The organism is Piscinibacter gummiphilus (assembly GCF_002116905.1).
Taxonomy (GTDB): Bacteria; Pseudomonadota; Gammaproteobacteria; order Burkholderiales; family Burkholderiaceae_C; genus Rhizobacter; species Rhizobacter gummiphilus.
In genome coordinates this window covers 5,837,807-5,854,048 of sequence record NZ_CP015118.1, presented here as the reverse complement: position 1 = coordinate 5,854,048, position 16,242 = coordinate 5,837,807, and the positions used below count along the sequence as shown (strand labels likewise).

The following is a 16,242-nucleotide window of genomic DNA, read 5'->3' as shown; positions in this document are numbered from 1 at the left end:
GGAGGTCCCTCAGCGCTGGCCGTGCCAGATGCCTTCGATGGACAGTGTGTGGTGCAGGTCCCCGCGGCCCCAGCGGCCGCGGAAGCGCTGCCGGTCTTCGGAGAAGCGCGCGAAGAAGTAGCCCTGGCCGTAGGTGTCGGTCCACTCGCAGCGCAGCACCACCTCGTTGCGCATCTCGCAGGGGCCGAGCGTGCCGGGCACCTCGCGGCCGTCCGGTTCGACGAACACGTAGCGGCCCACGGTGCGGTCGTTCCGGTCCTCCCAGAAGACGGTGGTGACCGGCAGCCGCCGGCCGCCGCTGAAGATCTCGCCGGTGTACCTCGTTTCCTCGGGGGCCGACGTGGCGCAGGCCTGCAGCAGCGCGGCGAACGCCGCCAGGGCCAGGGCGCGCGGCGCGTTCATGACCGGCGGGTGTTGAGGTCCACGCTGCGGCGCTTGGCCAGCGTCACCATGTCCTGGCCGGCGTTGATGAACTCGACCTGACCCTCGCGCATCTGCTGGCGGGCCTTGTCGAGGTCGGCGGTGGCGGACGAATCGAAGGCGTCGGCCGCGGTTTTCGCGCCGGCGCCGAGCTTGCCGAAGCCGGCGACCATGCGGGCCTGGATGTCGCGCACCTCCGGCGATTTCATCTCGGTCTTCTCGAGCGTGTCACGGGCACGGCCGATCGCGGCGGCCGATTCGCGCATGATCGCGGCCTTCTCCGGGTTCGTGGCCGCCGCCTGCACCTTGGTCATCGCCTGCTGCACGTCGGCCTGGGCCATGGCGGTCTGGCCCGCCGCGTTGAGCGCCACGAGGTCGGTGCCGATGGGGTCGATGCGGCTGCAGGCCGTGAGCGCGGCCAGGCCGAACGAGAGCAGGGCGACGGTGATCGGGCGCATGGCGGTTCCTCGGGAGATGGCGTTCAGGACGACAGGGCGAGCCGGCGGCCCGGGCCGCCCGGCTTGCGGGCGCTCACCGCGACCCGCTCGCAGATCATCAGCGACAGGCGACGCAGGCCGGCCCACGCGTCGAGGGGCCAGCCGGGGTGGCGCAGGCCCTTGGCGAGGCCGTCGCACACTTGCGCGGCCTCGACGAGTTCGGCGAGGGCGATGTCGGTGAGCACCGGTGCGGCCCGTTCGAACAGGCGTTCCTTCGCACCCCAGACCCGCGCCTCGCGCAGGGCCATCGGCAGCGGCTTGCCGTCGTTCATCGCGTCGCGCACGCGCTTGAGGGCGAGGATGTCGTTGGCGAGCGTCCAGTGCACGAGCACGGCCGCCTCGCCTTCGGCCTGCAGGCCGTCGAGCATGCGCAGCGCGCGGGCCACCTGGCCGGCCAGCACCGCCTCGCCGAGCTTGAAGACGTCGTAGCGGGCCACGTTGAGCACGGCGCTTTCGATCTGCTCGAAGCTCAGTTCACCGGCGGGGTACAGCAGGCCGAGCTTCTGCACCTCCTGGTGCGCGGCCATCAGGTTGCCCTCGACGCGGTCGGCGAAGAAGGCGAGCGTCTGCTGCCCGGCCTCGCCGTCCATCACGCGCTGGCCCTGCGCGGCGAGGCGCTGGGCGATCCACGTGGGCAGGGCCTTGCGGTCGATGGCGTCGACGCGCACCGTGACCCCGGCGCCGTCGAGCGCGAGGAACCACGCGCTGCTCTGCTGCGTGCGGTCGAGCTTGGGCAACTGCACGATGGTGACGACGTCTTCCGACAGCGTCTCGCAGTAGCGCTGCAGTGCTTCGGAGCCGTCCTTGCCCGGCTTGCCGGAGGGGATGCGGATCTCGACGATCTGCCGGTCGGCGAACAGGCTCATGGCCTGCGACGCGCCGAGCAGGCCGCTCCAGTCGAAGTGGGCGCCAGCCACCGTGTGCACCTGGCGTTCGGTGTGGCCCGCGGCCCGCGCGGCGGCACGCACCGCGTCGCACGCTTCCTGGGCGAGCAGCGGCTCGTCGCCGTAGAGCGTGTAGATGGGGCGCAGGCCCTTGGTGGCGCACTGCTTCAGGTGGCCTGCGAGCTGGTCTGCCCGGACTTGCATTCCGGCCTCCTCAGAGTTTGACCGCGCCGAGGCGGCGCATCACCTGAAGCGCGATGTCGTCCTGCATCGCGCGGTACAGCAGCTGCTCCTCCTGCTCCTTGGCGAGGGCATCGCGCTCGTTGTAGGTCATGTCGCGCGTCTGCAGGATCTCGGTGCGGGGGATCAGCTCGCGCCCGTTGTTCGCCTTCAGGCGGAACGTGAGGCGTTCGCGCAGCTGCAGTTCACGCACCTGGCCGGTGGACGTGAACGCGACCACGTTGCGCTCCTGGGCGTCGACCAGCACCTCGAAGATGGCCTCGGCGGCCGGCGGGGCGTCGACGAGGCGGGTGGAGGGCGACGAGGCCAGCGCGCGCCGCAGGGCCACGCCCATCGACGACGTGGGCTTGAAGCCCGAGAGGTGCAGCGTGCGGAACGGCAGCTCCGGCGGGCGGCGGAGCTGGAAGCCGCATCCGGCGAGCGCGCCCGCGCCGGCCGCGGCGGCCAGCACGGACAGGCACAGCCGCCGGGACACGGGCGTCGGGCGCTTCGGCATCAGACCACCACGTTGACGAGCCGGCCCGGCACGACAACGATCTTCTTCGGCGGTTTGCCTTCGGAGAAGCGGATGAACTCGGGGTTGGCGAGTGCAAGCGCCTCGATGGCGGCCTTGTCGGCACCGGCGGCCACGCGGATGGAGCCGCGCAGCTTGCCGTTGACCTGCAGCATCAGCTCGATCTCGTCCTGCACCAGCGCGGCCGGGTCGACCTCGGGCCAGGTCGCGTCGAGCAGGTCGCCGCCGACGGCCGCATAGCCCAGCTCGTTCCACAGGTGCCACGTGATGTGCGGGCAGGCCGGGTACAGCACGCGCAGCAGGATGCCGTACGCCTCGCGGATCACCGCGGGTGCATCGCCCTTGAAGCCTTCGAGTGCGTTCAGCAGCTTCATCGCGCCGGAGACGACGGTGTTGTACTGCATGCGCTCGTAGTCGTAGCTGACCTGCTCGAGCACCTTGTGCACCTCGCGGCGCAACGTCTTCGCGTCGTCGGACAGCGCCGAGGCGTCCACCGCGCCAGAGGCGCGCACCGCGTCGGCGTGCTTGACGCCGAAGTTCCAGATGCGGCGCAGGAAGCGGTTCGCGCCTTCGACACCGGCGTCGTTCCACTCGAGCGTCTGCTCGGGCGGCGACGCGAACATCACGAACAGGCGGGCCGTGTCGGCGCCCTGGCGTTCGATCAGCTGCTGCGGGTCGACGCCGTTGTTCTTCGACTTGGACATCGTGGTCCAGCCTTCGTACACCACCGGCTTGCCGTCCTCCTTGTGGACGGCCGACTGCACGTGCGCGTGTTCGTCGCGCACGATGTCGAGGTCGTGGGCCCAGTAGTAGTCCTTGCCGCCGGTGTCGTGCGTGCGCGAGAACGCCTCGTTGAGCACCATGCCCTGCGTCAGCAGCTTCGTGAACGGTTCGTCGATCTTCACGAGGCCCAGGTCCCGCATCACCTTGGTCCAGAAGCGCGCGTACAGCAGGTGCAGGATGGCGTGTTCGATGCCGCCGATGTACTGGTCCATCGGCATCCAGTACTCCGTGCCGGCGCCCACCATGGCCTTGTCGTTCGTGGCGTCGCAGTACCGCATGAAGTACCACGAGCTGTCGACGAACGTGTCCATCGTGTCGGTTTCCCGGCGCGAGGGCTTGCCGCAGGTGGGGCAGGCCACGTTCAGGAAGGCCGCGTGCTTGTTCAGCGGGTTGCCGCTGCCGTCGGGCACGACGTCTTCCGGCAGCACCACCGGGAGGTCCTTCTCGGGCACCGGCACCGGACCGTGGTCCGGGCAGTGGATGATGGGGATCGGGGTGCCCCAGTAGCGCTGGCGGCTGATGCCCCAGTCGCGCAGGCGCCACGTGGTCTTCTTCTCGCCGAGGCCCTTCTGGGCGAGGGCCGCGGCCACCGCGTCCACCGCGGCGCCGTGGGACAGGCCGCTGAAGTAGTCGGAGTTGATGGTGACGCCGCGCTGCTTGTCGCCGTACCACTCCTGCCAGTGGTCGTAGCTGAAGTGTTCGCCGTCGATGGTGACGACCTGCAGGATGTCGATGCCGTACTTCTTCGCGAACGCGAAGTCGCGTTCGTCGTGCGCGGGCACGCCCATCACGGCGCCGTCGCCGTAGCTCATCAGCACGTAGTTGCCGACCCACACCGGCACCTGCTCGTGCGTGAGCGGGTGCGTGACGAAGAGGCCCGTGGGCACGCCCTTCTTCTCCTGCGTGGCGAGTTCGGCCTCGGTGGTGCCGCCGGCCTTGCACTCCTCGATGAACGCGGCCACCTTCGGGTCGGCCTTCGCGGCATGGGTGGCGAGCGGGTGCTCGGGCGCCACGGCGCAGAAGGTGACGCCCATCACCGTGTCGGCGCGGGTGGTGAACACGTACAGGCGGCCGTCCTGGATCAGTTCGCCGTCGGCGCCGCGGATCTCGTGCGGGAAGGCGAAGCGCACGCCCTCGCTGCGGCCGATCCAGTTCTCCTGCATCAGCTTCACGCGCTCGGGCCAGCCGGGCAGGCCGTCCTGCACCTGGTCGAGCAGCTCACCGGCGTATTTCGTGATGTTCAGGTAGTAGCCCGGGATCTCGCGCTTCTCCACGGGGGCGCCCGAGCGCCAGCCGCGGCCGTCGATCACCTGCTCGTTCGCGAGCACGGTCTGGTCGACCGGGTCCCAGTTGACGATCTGGGTGCGGCGTTCGCAGATGCCGGCCTCGAGCATCTTCAGGAACAGCCACTGGTTCCACTTGTAGTACTCGGGCGAGCAGGTGGCGACTTCGCGCGACCAGTCGATGGCCAGCCCCATCGCCTGCATCTGCTTCTTCATGTAGGCGATGTTGTCGTAGGTCCACTTCGCCGGCGGCACCTTGTTCTTGATGGCCGCGTTTTCGGCGGGCAGGCCGAAGGCGTCCCAGCCCATGGGCATCAGCACGTTCTTGCCCTTCATGCGCAGCTGGCGCGTGAGCATGTCGTTGATCGTGTAGTTGCGCACGTGGCCCATGTGCAGTTTGCCGCTGGGGTAGGGCAGCATGGAGCAGGCGTAGAACTTGGAACGGCTCGCGTCCTCGGTCACGCGGTAGGCGTCGGCGGCGGTCCACGCGGCCTGGGCGGCGCGTTCGATCTCGGTCGGTTTGAAGTCGGGGCTCATGGGAGGGCGCAATCAGGGGCGCTCGAAGGGTGTCCCCGATTATAGAAAGCACGGTGCGCCCTTCGGGGGCCGACCCCATTGCGGCGCGGCCCGTCCGGGCTTAAAAAGGCGCCGGGCACCCGCCCGGACGGCCGCGAAGTCGGCCGAAAACCACAACGGAGACAAATCATGTTCACGAAACGCTTCCGGCGCCAGGCGCTGGCGGCCGCCGCATTGGCGTCCGCGATCCTTCCCGCGTCCGCTGCCCACTGGGCCCTCACGGGCGACGTGGGCGCGCACGACCCCTCGATCCTCCGGGAGGGGGACCGCTGGTTCACGTTCAGCACCGGCGAGGGCCTGCAGGTGCTGGCCGGCGACAGCACCGGCCGCAACTGGACCCGCGCGCCGCGCATCTTCCTGTCGCCGCCATCGTGGTGGAAGACCTACGTGCCGAACCAGAAGGCCAACGACGTCTGGGCACCCGACGCCCACCAGTTCAACGGCAAGGTGTGGGTGTACTACGCGATCTCGAGCTTTGGCAGCAACACCTCGGCCATCGGCCTCGTGTCGGCGACCAAGGTCAGCGACGGCCGCTGGACCGACAACGGCCTGGTGCTGCGCTCGACGAGCGCCAACGACTACAACGCGATTGACCCGAACCTGGTGATCGACGCGTCCGGCAACCCCTGGCTCGCGTTCGGATCGTTCTGGAGCGGGCTGAAGATCGTGCGGCTCAACCCGTCGACGATGAAACCCACGGGCTCGCAGACGTCCATCGCGAAGCGCAGCGCGGGCATCGAGGCGCCGGCCATCACCTACAACAACGGCTGGTACTACCTGTTCGCGTCCATCGACAAGTGCTGCCAGGGTGTGAACAGCACGTACAAGATCATCTACGGCCGCTCGCGTTCCATCACAGGACCTTACCTCGACAAGGCGGGCAAGAGCCTGCTGAGCGGCGGGGGCACGGTGTTCGACGCCGGCAATGCGCGCTGGAAGGGGCCGGGCGGGCAGGACGTGGGGCATGGCGTGATCGCGCGGCATGCGTACGACGCGACGGACAACGGCAACCCGAAGCTGCTGATCAGCGACCTCAAGTGGACCAGCGACGGCTGGCCCACGTACTGACTCCCTTCATTTCTTGCGCCGGATCGTGGAGCTCATCATCTGGCTCCACGACCCGTCGGCCTTCTGCGTCCACCCCGAGAACTCGCGCGTGTCGTTGTCGATCCACTTGATCACGTCGCGGTACTTCGCGGTGCCGTTGCCGTCCATCGCCGGCCCGTCGGCCGCCATCGTGAGCGTGGTGCCATCGGCCTCGCGGGTGATGTCGTAGACCCACAGCTTGGGCATCATCGAGCCGATCCAGGTGCCCGTGAACTTCTTTGCCTCCGCGTCGTAGCCGAGGGTCAGCACCATGGTGCCGGTGTCGCCGCCCGGCATGCCGCAGGTGCCCACGCACTGCACCCAGAAGGGCCCGAAGCGGGTCACGGTCTCGGTGCCCTTGTAGACCTCGTCGCCCATGCGCGCCTCGGTGGTCCATTCGCCCACGAAACGGTCGAGCCAGGCGTGTTCGGCGGTGGGCTTGATGTCTTCCATGAGGGTTCCTTCCGAAAATGAATCGATCGGTTAAGTATGCGTGTGCCGCACGGTCTGTCAACCGATGGCCTTGCGCGCGGTGGGGCGCCGTGACTAGAATCCGCCTGCTTGTCGGGGTGCCGAGGGTCGATTCGATCCGAGGCTGAGATGGCGCATCACGCCAAACCCGTTGAACCTGATCGGGATCACCCCCGCGTAGGAAACAATGCACTCGGCCCTGGCGCACCCTCGCGCCCGGTCTCCAGGCAGGCACCCCACCACCTGGAGGCACGATGGCCAAGCAACCCACCCACGTCGACACCGACGACCTGTCCCGCCGCATCACGCGTGCGCCATTCCCCGGCTCGCGCAAGGTCTACATCGACGGCGCGCAGTCCGGCGTGCGGGTGCCGTTCCGCGAGATCGCGCTCACCGACACGCTCGTGCACGAAGGTCCGGGCGAGCCCCGCCGCGAACCGAACCCGCCGCTGCGGGTGTACGACGCTTCGGGCCCCTACACCGACCCTGACGCCCGCATCGACATCACCCGCGGGCTGCTCGGCTTGCGCACCGCATGGATCGACGCACGCGGCGACACCGAGGTGCTGCCCGGCCTCACGAGCGCCTACGGCCGCGAGCGTCTGGACGACCCCGCGCTGTCGGCGCTGCGGATGGCCGCTTCGCCCGTCCTGCGCCGCGCGAAGCCGGGAGCCAACGTCTCGCAGATGCACTACGCCCGGCGCGGCATCGTCACGCCCGAGATGGAGTTCGTGGCCGTGCGCGAGAACCTGCTGAAGGCGCAACTGCGCGAACGGCTGCTGACCGAGCGCCTGCCCAAGCGCGGCCACGGCTTCGGTGCCACGATGCTGCAGGACATCACGCCCGAGTTCGTGCGCAGCGAGGTCGCGCGCGGCCGCGCCGTGATCCCGTGCAACGTGAACCACCCCGAGAGCGAGCCGATGGCGATCGGCCGCAACTTCCTCGTGAAGGTCAACGCGAACATCGGCAACTCGGCCGTCACGTCGGGCATCGAGGAAGAGGTGGACAAGCTCGTGTGGGCCATCCGCTGGGGCGCCGACACGGTGATGGACCTCTCCACCGGCGACAACATCCACGAGACGCGCGAGTGGATCCTGCGCAACTCGCCCGTGCCCATCGGCACCGTGCCGCTGTACCAGGCACTCGAAAAGGTGCACGGCAAGGCCGAGGAATTGAGCTGGCCGCTGTTCCGCGACACGCTGATCGAGCAGGCCGAGCAGGGCGTCGACTACTTCACCATCCATGCGGGCGTGCGCCTCGCGTACGTGCCGCTCACGGCGAACCGGCTCACGGGCATCGTCTCGCGCGGCGGCTCCATCATGGCCAAGTGGTGCCTCGCGCACCACCGCGAGAGTTTCCTGTACGAGCACTTCGACGAGATCTGCGAGATCATGAAGGCGTACGACGTCTGCTACTCGCTCGGCGACGGCCTGCGCCCCGGCTCCATCGCCGACGCGAACGACGAGGCCCAGTTCGCCGAGCTGCACACGCTGGGCGAGCTCACGCAGGTCGCCTGGAAGCACGACGTTCAGGTGATGATCGAGGGCCCCGGCCACGTGCCGCTGCAGCTCGTGAAGGAGAACGTCGACAAGCAGCTCGAGGCCTGCTTCGAGGCGCCGTTCTACACGCTGGGCCCGCTGATCACCGACATCTCGCCCGGCTACGACCACATCTCCTCGGCCATGGGTGCGGCCAACATCGGCTGGTACGGCACCGCGATGCTCTGCTACGTCACGCCGAAGGAACATCTGGGCCTGCCCAACCGCGACGACGTGAAGCAGGGCCTCATCGCTTACAAGATCGCGGCCCACGCGGCCGACCTCGCGAAGGGCTTCGCCGGTGCCCAGATGTGGGACAACGCGGTGTCGAAGGCCCGTTTCGAATTCCGCTGGGAAGACCAGTTCCGCCTCGCGATCGACCCCGACACCGCGATGGCGTACCACGACGAGACGCTGCCGAAGGAAAACGCGAAGGTGGCCCACTTCTGCTCGATGTGCGGGCCGAAGTTCTGCTCGATGAAGATCTCGCAGGAGGTGCGCGAGTTCGCGCGGCTGAACCCCGCGGTGAAGCCGGACGCGCTGCCGGTCGTCGAGGTGCATCGCGCGCTCGGCGAGAAGGCGGTCGAGTTCCGCGAACGCGGCAGCGAGATCTACCTCTGATGCCCCACGCCGCCATCGCCGGCGCGGGGCTCGCCGGCCGGCTCGTCGCCTGGCGCCTCGCCCGCGCGGGCTGGCGCGTGAGCCTGTTCGACCGCGCCGCGCGCGACGACCGCCGCGCGGCCTCGCACGTCGCCGCGGCCATGTTGTCGCCGCTGGCCGAGCGTGTGGGCTGCGACGGGGCCGTGTTCGACCTCGCCCAGCGGGCGATGGTGCTGTGGCCCGCGTGGCTCGCCGAACTGCAGCACGACAGCGGCCAGGCGGTGTACCACCGCCGCGAAGGCACGCTGGTGGTGGCCCACCCGGTCGACCGCGCGAACCTGACCCACTTCGAGCAGGTGCTGCGCCAGAAGCTGCCGCCCACGCACCAGGGCCTCGTGCGCCCGCTCGACGGTCCGGCGCTGGACACGCTCGAACCGGCGCTCGCGGGGCGCTTCGGCCACGGCCTGCACCTGGTGGGCGAGGGGCAGCTCGCGAACGACGAACTGCTCGCGGCCCTCACGGTGGCGCTCGACCGCTTCCGCATCGAGTGGTTCGACGGCTGCGAGGTGGGGGCGCTCGCCGCGGGTGTGCTGCAGACGGCCGACGGGCCGTGCCGCGCCGACGTGGTGATCGACACGCGCGGCCTTGGCGCCCGCGGCCGCTGGCCCGGCCTGCGCGGCGTGCGCGGCGAGGTGCTGACCGTCGAGTGCGACGGCGTGGTGCTGCAGCGGCCGGTGCGCCTGATGCATCCGCGCTACCAGCTCTACGTCGCACCGCGCCCCGGCGCCCGGTTCGTGGTGGGCGCCACCGAACTCGAGAGCGAGGACACGGGTCCGGCCACCGTGCGGTCCGTGCTGGAACTCGGCAGCGCGCTCTACAGCCTGCACCCGGCGTTCGGCGAGGCGCGGGTGGTGCAGGTGGCCGCGAGCCTGCGGCCCGCGTTCGACGACCACCGTCCCGCGCTGCGCCGCGAGACCGGCGTGTGGGAACTCAATGGGCTCTACCGCCACGGCTACCTGTGCGGCCCCGCGCTGGTGGACGAACTCGAACAGGCGCTGCTGCGATGAGCTGCCGCCTGTTCCTCAACGGCCGCGCGCTGGACACCGACGCGGCCTCCCTCGCCGACCTGCTGCGCACCGAAGGCTTCGACCTGTCGGGCGCCATCGCCTGCGCGGTCAACCGCGCCTTCGTGCCGCGGTCGCAATGGGCCTCGCGCCCGCTCGACGACGGTGACCAGATCGACGTCATCTCACCCGTCACCGGAGGTTGAACGACCATGGAAACGACTTCGTGGACCGTGGGAGGGCAGGTGCTGCAGAGCCGCCTGCTGCTCGGCACGGCGCGCTACCCCTCGCCGCAGGTGCTGTCGCAGGCGGTGGCCGCCAGTGGCACGCAGGTGCTCACCGTGGGCCTGCGCCGGCTGCAGCCGGCCGAGGGCGGTGGCAACGCGTTCTGGGACCGCGTGCGCGCGATGAACTGCCGGCTGCTGCCGAACACCGCGGGATGCCACTCGGCCGACGAGGCCGTGACCCTGGCCGAGATGGCGCGCGAGATCTTCGGCACCGACTGGATCAAGCTCGAGGTCGTCGGCGACGACTACACGCTGCAGCCCGACCCGTTCGGCACGGTCGATGCGGCCACGCGGCTGGTGAAGTCCGGCTTCCAGGTGTTCGCGTACACCACCGACGACCTCGTGGTGGCGCAGCGGCTGCGTGACGTCGGAGTGGCCGCGATCATGCCGTGGGCCGCGCCCATCGGCACCGGCCGCGGTCCGCTGAACCCGCATGCGCTCGAGACGCTGCGCGCGCGCCTGCCCGACGCGGTGCTGGTCGTCGATGCGGGCCTCGGCCGGCCGTCGCACGCCGCCACCGTGATGGAGATGGGCTTCGATGCCGTGCTGCTCAACACCGCGGTGGCGGAGGCGGGTGACCCGGTGCGCATGGCGCGTGCCTTCGGCGACGCGACCCGTGCGGGCCGCCTCGCGTTCGAGGCCACGCCGATGGCGCAGCGCCAGGCGGCGCAGGCGTCCACGCCCACGGTGGGGCAGCCGTTCTGGCATTCGTCATGAGCTACCTGCTCACGATCGCCGGGCACGACCCGGTGCACGGCGCCGGCATCACGGCCGACCTCTCGGCGTGGGCCGCGATGGGGCTCGACGGGGCGAGCGTGGTCACGTCGTTGACCGTGCAGAACTCCGAGGGGCTGGCGCGCATCGAGCCCGTCTCGCCCGTGCTCGTGCGCGACGCGCTGCAGGCCGTGCTGCGCGATGGCGAACCCGCGGCCATCAAGGTGGGCATGACCGGGTCGGTCGCCGTGCTGCAGGAGGTCACCGCGTTCGTCGCGGCGCGGCGTTGTCCGGTGGTGGTGGACCCCGTGATGGCGGGGTCGAACGGGACCGCGGCGCACGAGGGCGGCTCCGAGGCCTTCCTCGACGCGCTGCGCGGCCTGCTGCGCCATGCGACCGTCTTCACGCCGAACGTGCCCGAGGCGCGGCGGCTGTTGCCTGTCGGCGTGCCGATCGACCTGGAGGCGCTGCGCCGCTTCGGAGGTGGCGCGGTGGTGCTGAAAGGCGGGCACGACGACGATGCGTTCCGCAGCGTCGACCGGGTGTCCGACGGCGAACGTTCAGCCACGCTGTCGGCCGCGCGCCTGCCCGAGGTGTCGCATGGCACGGGCTGCGTGTTCTCGGCCGTGCTGGCGGGCATGCTCGCGGCCGGCTGGGACGTGTTCGAGGCCGCGGCGGAAGCGAAGGTGCGGGTGCTGGCCGGCATCGCTCAGGCCCGCCGGCAGGGGGCGGGGCGGCCGCACACGCAGGCAGCGGCGCGGCCGGACAGCAGCCACCTGCCGGCGTTCGAGTGGGGCACCGTGGCGGGGGAGGTTCCTCCGCCCTTCGCGCCCATGCCGTCGCCGATGGGGTTCTACCCGGTGGTGCCCGACGCGGCGTGGGTCGAACGCCTGCTGGCCTGGGGCGTGCGCACCGTGCAGCTGCGCGTGAAGGCCGGCACGCTCGACGAGCGGGTGCTGCGCAGCGAGATCGGCCGGGCGGTGGCCGCTGGCCGGGCCGTGCCGGGCGCGCAGGTTTTCATCAACGACCACTGGCAGCTGGCCATCGCCGCGGGCGCCTTCGGCGTGCACCTGGGCCAGGAGGACCTCGACACCGCCGACCTCGCCGCGCTGCGCCGCGCGGGGCTGCGGCTCGGTGTCAGCTCGCACACCCCGGCGGAGATGTCGCGGGCCCACGCGGTGCAGCCGTCGTACGTGGCGATCGGGCCGGTCTATCCCACCACGCTGAAGGCGATGCGGTACGACGCCGTGGGCCTCGAACGGCTCCGCGAATGGACCCGGCGCTACCGGCCCCGCTACCCGGTCGTGGCGATCGGGGGCATCTCGCTCGAACGGGCGCCGGGGGTCTGGGCGTGTGGGGTCGATTCGGTCGCGGTGGTGAGCGGGGTGACACAGGCGGCGGACCCGCGGGCCGCAACGGAGGCGTTCCTCCAGGGCGTGCCTGGCGGGCGAGGGTGAACGGCGCCGTCAGCGTTCGTCGCAGGCGCGGTTGCCACAGGCCTGCTGGCATGCCGCGGCGGCACCGGCCATGCGGTCGACGTCGTTGCAGGCGAACGTCTTCGTGAACTCCTTCTTGACGGCCAGGCACGCCGGCGTCTTGTAGGGAATGGCGACGTCGATGCGGGAGCCGTAGGCGCACTGGTAGGAGAACTGGGCCGTGAGTGTCGGCAGCGAGGACGTGCCCGCGGGGCCTGCGTTCGCCTTCCCGGCCGGATTCGCCGCCCCGGCCTTCGAACCGGGTCTCGTGTCGGCATAGGCCTGGCTCGCCGCGGCGAGGCCTTGTCCCACGCTGTTCCAGAACGCCTCCCTCTCGGCCTGGCGCATGCGCCGGGCCTCGTGGTCATATGCGAGGTATTCCTCGAGCCTGGACGGATCGAACGGCCGAAAAACCTTCGGCGCCCCTCGCCCGCGCTTTTCCTCGATGACGCTGTAGCCGTCGGCCAGGGGAACGAAGTGATCGTCAGGAGACAGGGCCAGATCGGTGACGGCCACGATCGATCCGTCGGACTGGATGTAGCCGAACATCCCTCGCATCACCAGCTGCTGGCTCGCGACGTCGTACCTGAAGACCTGCGGAATCGGGATTCCGTAGCTCTTCTCGGGCAACGGGTAGTAGCGCCGCTCGTTCAGCACCAGGCCGGGAACTTCCCAGCGCCACTGGGCGATGGTGGTCCGTCCGTCACGCTGGTTGACGTAGGTCTTTCCCGCCAGGGTCGAGAGGAATCCCCAGCGGTCCCGCAGGACCGCGGGATCCATGGGGTCCGCACTGGCCGGGTGAAGGGCGGGAGGGTGGCCGGGATCGATGTGATGGACTGCCGTGTCCGGCACATGCCGGGAGAAGACTTCCTGGTGCTTCGCACGGGCGAATGCGGCACCCGGAGGCGTGGGCGCTGCGCAGCCGGTCAGGATCACAACGGACAGCAGAGTCCACAGCAGGGTGGTGATGTTCGTGGTCATGAGGTGGCCGAGGCGGGTGCGTTCGCGATGTCGAAGTTGCGTCGCAGAATACACACGCCGGCCGCCGCGTTCCCGGCCGTTGGCTCCCGATTCGAGAACGTGTGCGGGAATCCGCAAAGTTCACCGCGACGACGCAGCGCCCGGTCGTGGCGATCGGGCGCATCTCGCTCGAACGGGCTCCCGGGTCTGTGCGTGTGGGGTCGATTCGGTCGCGGTGGTGAGCGGGGTGACACAGGCGGCCGATCCACTGGCCGCGACGACGGCCTTTTTGCAAGGGGTTCCCGAAGGCCGTGGGTGACCCGGCGGGGCTAGCCTGTGGGGTCCCTCAACGACCGCGACTTGCCATGGAACAACTGCCCGGTGAAGGTGCCCAGGAACCTGCCGTCCCGCACGAGGCTGGCGCGCCCACCCCGGCCCTCCGGGTGCGCGAGGCTTTCGTCCACTGGGCTGCATGTGCGCTGGCCTGGGGGCTGCTGGTGCTGGTCGCGGTGCGCGGCCAATGGCACGCCGTGGACCTGTCGGTCGCCGGTTACCTGCTGACTGGGGTCTACCTCAACCGCCGCGTGCTGCGCCGGCTCATCGTGTGGCACCCGCAACTCGACACCGTGCAGAACGTGTCGTCCGGCAAGCTCTCGGCGCTGCTGTTCTGGCCGGTGGTGTATCCGGTGCTGATGTTCAAGTTGGTGGTGGTGAAGGTGCTTTGACGGGCCTGGGCGTGGCTGCCGCAGGCTGGAAGCGGTTACCGATCTTTCCCGCGAGAAGGGTTCCATCCAACGAGCAGAAGCATCCAGGGACAAACGAGCACGTCGAACGATGACACGTGGTAGCTGTGTGCTCGCAGGGCCGCTTCATCGAGAAATTCTCCGCCGCGTTCCTGATGCGCGGCTCGGCTCTGTCGAATCTGATGGGCTGTCGGTCGACAGCGCAATCAAAAGCCGCCTGCGCAACGCAAAAGCACTACAATTCGAGCATGAAGTCTGCCGTTCTGCCCCAAGTCCGCATCGAGCCCGCGCTGCGCGCAGACGTCGAAGCCGTTTTGGGCGAGGGTGAGAGCCTTTCTGCCTTCGTCGAATCGTCCGTGCGCCAAGCCGTCCAACACCGACAGGCCCTTCGCGACTTCGATGAGCGCTGCAGCGCTTCGCTCAAGCACTTCCTGGCCACCGGCGAGAGCCACAGCAGCGAAGAAGTGCTGGAGGAACTGCGCAAGCGCACCGCGGCGCGCCGCGCGCAGCTGCAAGCCGGCACTGCGTGAGCTTTGACGTTCGCTGGAGCGCGGAGGGCCGCGCCGACTTGCTTCGCTTGCTCGGCTTTCTGCTCGATCGCGCCCTCACCGTCGACGACCTGTCCGCGGCAGACTTGGCGATTGCGGCCATCGAGCACGCGGTCGATCACCAGCTCGCGCGCACTCCGTTCATCTTCCGCCGCGTCGGCGCTTCGTTCACGACCCGAGAGCTGATCATCCCGCATGGCGCTACCGGCTACGTCGCGCGCTACGAAATCCTGCCCGAGACGGTCCTTGTCCTGGGCGTGCGTCACCAGCGTGAAGAAGATTACCGGTAGCGCGCTCGACTCCGCTAGAGCCGGCCGTCGGACCCGCTTTAGGCTGGTTGCTGCCGTTCGTAGATCGTTGGGCGACCGGCCGCTGCCGACCCGGAGCTGACCTCCAACTGACCCGACCTGCTGACTTGATCCAGTCGCTCAACGTCTGGGCAGGGTCTGGCGTCTTACGTCGAGCACCTGCCGGAGAAGCAGACTTAGTCGTCGAAAGCGCTCAAGCGCATGTGTTCAACGCCATAACAAGCAGCAATCTCGGATCGACGATGAACAAGGCGGCAAAATCTGCTGATGCAAATATCTGTGCTTCAAGAAGCCCTAGCGGCACGCGAGGTCTTCTTCTCGTTCACTGACCCCAAGATTTCGAGCCGCGTATTCGAACTGGGCCAAGTAGGGTTGACGTTCGACTATCTTCCGCTCAGCGTGTTTCAACGCGGCAATCAGCAACGTCTGAGACTGGAGGTCGAGCGGTTCCACGGTAAAGCTGCGCTCAGTTCGAAGCAGGAAGGTCACGGACGTGACGGCAGGCCGACTGCTGACATCAATTGGGCGATTGCCTTCATCAATGCGCCGGAGGGTAGCGCAGTCGTCACCCGGCGCAACGGCAACGAGCTTTGGTGGTCTACGTTCGCCGACGAAGCCGTGCGCGACGGCGGCGACTACAAGTACCGTTCCACGCGGAGCGGGTGGCACCACATAAAAGCGACGAAAGAGCAGCTGGGAATCCTTGATAGCTGGCTGACAGCCCGAACCAAGGCTACCAACGCCCGCAAGACGCGCAATCCCATTGATGCTTTCCACAAGGTGGTCCGTGAGCATTCCTTACTCCCCTTAGTAGTTTCATACGGCAGTGCTCTGGAGCTGGCCAAGCGCGCCTATAGCGCGCATCAACAATCGGGGCGGTCTAAGCTCGGGGTCTACAAGGACAAGCTGTTTGGATTCGCTTCGAGGGAGGAACTTGCAGACTTCATCATGCGGTTGCATGCCGATCAACAAGGCAAGTGCGCGTTGTCGGGTCTGACCATGTTGGAACTTGACGCGGGGAGAACTGCAGTCGACCGGGACTGCGAAGTCTCGCTGGACCGGATTTCCTCGGACCTCGGTTACGAGCAATCAAACCTGCAGTTGGTTTGTCGCTTTATTAACAGTTGGAAGAGCACGGATGCGAACGAGCACTTCAAGAGTCTGTTGGATGTCGTGCGGCGTTCGCCGGGCCCGCGAAAGCCCTTGGCCGCAGCCTCCTGAGGCTGAACGGCGCCAGGCAGCGCACTCGCG

At 68.8% G+C, this 16,242-nt stretch carries 17 protein-coding genes and 1 riboswitch; of the genes, 10 read left to right on the top strand and 7 right to left on the bottom strand.

Annotated elements, in window-relative coordinates; all coding sequences use genetic code 11:
• Positions 1-9: 9 nt before the first annotated feature.
• The 5 genes from A4W93_RS26845 to leuS are packed head-to-tail and all read right to left on the bottom strand — an operon-like array spanning position 10 to position 5,158.
• Complete coding sequence (locus A4W93_RS26845) at positions 10-402, bottom strand: hypothetical protein (RefSeq protein WP_085753528.1); 393 nt, start codon at positions 400-402, stop codon at positions 10-12.
• Positions 399-878 (bottom strand): hypothetical protein, encoded by a 480-nt coding sequence (locus tag A4W93_RS26840; protein ID WP_085753527.1) that lies wholly within the window; start codon positions 876-878, stop codon positions 399-401. The genes A4W93_RS26845 and A4W93_RS26840 overlap by 4 nt, the downstream gene beginning before the upstream one ends.
• Before the next feature lie 23 nt (positions 879-901).
• Complete coding sequence (holA, locus tag A4W93_RS26835; protein ID WP_085753526.1) at positions 902-2,005, bottom strand: DNA polymerase III subunit delta; 1,104 nt, start codon at positions 2,003-2,005, stop codon at positions 902-904.
• Between the two features lie 10 nt (positions 2,006-2,015).
• Positions 2,016-2,537, bottom strand: a complete 522-nt coding sequence (locus A4W93_RS26830) for an LPS-assembly lipoprotein LptE (protein ID WP_085753525.1) — start codon at positions 2,535-2,537, stop codon at positions 2,016-2,018.
• Complete coding sequence (gene leuS, locus A4W93_RS26825) at positions 2,537-5,158, bottom strand: leucine--tRNA ligase (RefSeq protein WP_085753524.1); 2,622 nt, start codon at positions 5,156-5,158, stop codon at positions 2,537-2,539. Before leuS ends, A4W93_RS26830 begins: the two co-directional genes overlap by 1 nt.
• Positions 5,159-5,326: 168 nt before the next feature.
• Here leuS and A4W93_RS26820 point away from each other — a divergent pair, with 168 nt between their 5' ends.
• Positions 5,327-6,265: an arabinan endo-1,5-alpha-L-arabinosidase AbnA gene (locus A4W93_RS26820; protein WP_085753523.1), complete on the top strand. Its 939-nt coding sequence runs from the start codon at positions 5,327-5,329 to the stop codon at positions 6,263-6,265.
• Positions 6,266-6,271: 6 nt separating this feature from the next.
• Here A4W93_RS26820 and A4W93_RS26815 read toward each other — a convergent pair whose 3' ends face one another.
• Complete coding sequence (locus tag A4W93_RS26815; protein ID WP_085753522.1) at positions 6,272-6,736, bottom strand: DUF1579 domain-containing protein; 465 nt, start codon at positions 6,734-6,736, stop codon at positions 6,272-6,274.
• A gap of 102 nt (positions 6,737-6,838) precedes the next feature.
• Positions 6,839-6,955: riboswitch (TPP riboswitch) on the top strand.
• Between the two features lie 53 nt (positions 6,956-7,008).
• On the opposite strand from A4W93_RS26815, the gene thiC reads away from it, so the two are divergent.
• From thiC to thiE, 5 genes are read left to right on the top strand one after another with little or no spacing between them, the layout of a single operon-like run.
• The gene (thiC, locus tag A4W93_RS26810) at positions 7,009-8,913 is read left to right on the top strand and encodes a phosphomethylpyrimidine synthase ThiC (protein WP_085753521.1); all 1,905 of its coding nucleotides are present in this window, start codon (positions 7,009-7,011) and stop codon (positions 8,911-8,913) included.
• Positions 8,913-9,959, top strand: coding sequence for an FAD-dependent oxidoreductase (locus tag A4W93_RS26805; protein WP_085753520.1), 1,047 nt, complete (start codon positions 8,913-8,915; stop codon positions 9,957-9,959). The genes thiC and A4W93_RS26805 overlap by 1 nt, the downstream gene beginning before the upstream one ends.
• The gene (gene thiS / locus A4W93_RS26800) at positions 9,956-10,162 is read left to right on the top strand and encodes a sulfur carrier protein ThiS (protein WP_085753519.1); all 207 of its coding nucleotides are present in this window, start codon (positions 9,956-9,958) and stop codon (positions 10,160-10,162) included. The genes A4W93_RS26805 and thiS overlap by 4 nt, the downstream gene beginning before the upstream one ends.
• Positions 10,163-10,168: 6 nt before the next feature.
• Positions 10,169-10,960, top strand: coding sequence for a thiazole synthase (locus A4W93_RS26795; protein WP_085753518.1), 792 nt, complete (start codon positions 10,169-10,171; stop codon positions 10,958-10,960).
• A complete protein-coding gene (gene thiE / locus A4W93_RS26790) occupies positions 10,957-12,414 on the top strand; it encodes a thiamine phosphate synthase (RefSeq protein WP_085753517.1) in 1,458 nt (485 codons plus the stop codon). The genes A4W93_RS26795 and thiE overlap by 4 nt, the downstream gene beginning before the upstream one ends.
• Before the next feature lie 9 nt (positions 12,415-12,423).
• On the opposite strand, the gene A4W93_RS26785 is transcribed toward thiE, so the two are convergent.
• Positions 12,424-13,413 carry a hypothetical protein gene (locus A4W93_RS26785; protein WP_157131786.1) on the bottom strand — a complete coding sequence of 330 codons (990 nt, stop codon included), beginning with the start codon at positions 13,411-13,413 and terminating at the stop codon, positions 12,424-12,426.
• A gap of 344 nt (positions 13,414-13,757) precedes the next feature.
• Here A4W93_RS26785 and A4W93_RS26780 point away from each other — a divergent pair, with 344 nt between their 5' ends.
• From A4W93_RS26780 to A4W93_RS26765, 4 genes are all read left to right on the top strand, one after another.
• Positions 13,758-14,117, top strand: coding sequence for a hypothetical protein (locus A4W93_RS26780; protein ID WP_085753515.1), 360 nt, complete (start codon positions 13,758-13,760; stop codon positions 14,115-14,117).
• 116 nt (positions 14,118-14,233) lie between these two features.
• The gene (locus tag A4W93_RS26775) at positions 14,234-14,665 is read left to right on the top strand and encodes a YlcI/YnfO family protein (RefSeq protein WP_237357628.1); all 432 of its coding nucleotides are present in this window, start codon (positions 14,234-14,236) and stop codon (positions 14,663-14,665) included.
• Complete coding sequence (locus tag A4W93_RS26770; protein WP_085753513.1) at positions 14,662-14,973, top strand: type II toxin-antitoxin system RelE/ParE family toxin; 312 nt, start codon at positions 14,662-14,664, stop codon at positions 14,971-14,973. The genes A4W93_RS26775 and A4W93_RS26770 overlap by 4 nt, the downstream gene beginning before the upstream one ends.
• A gap of 285 nt (positions 14,974-15,258) precedes the next feature.
• Positions 15,259-16,212, top strand: coding sequence for a hypothetical protein (locus tag A4W93_RS26765; RefSeq protein WP_085753512.1), 954 nt, complete (start codon positions 15,259-15,261; stop codon positions 16,210-16,212).
• The last annotated feature ends 30 nt before the right edge of the window (positions 16,213-16,242 follow it).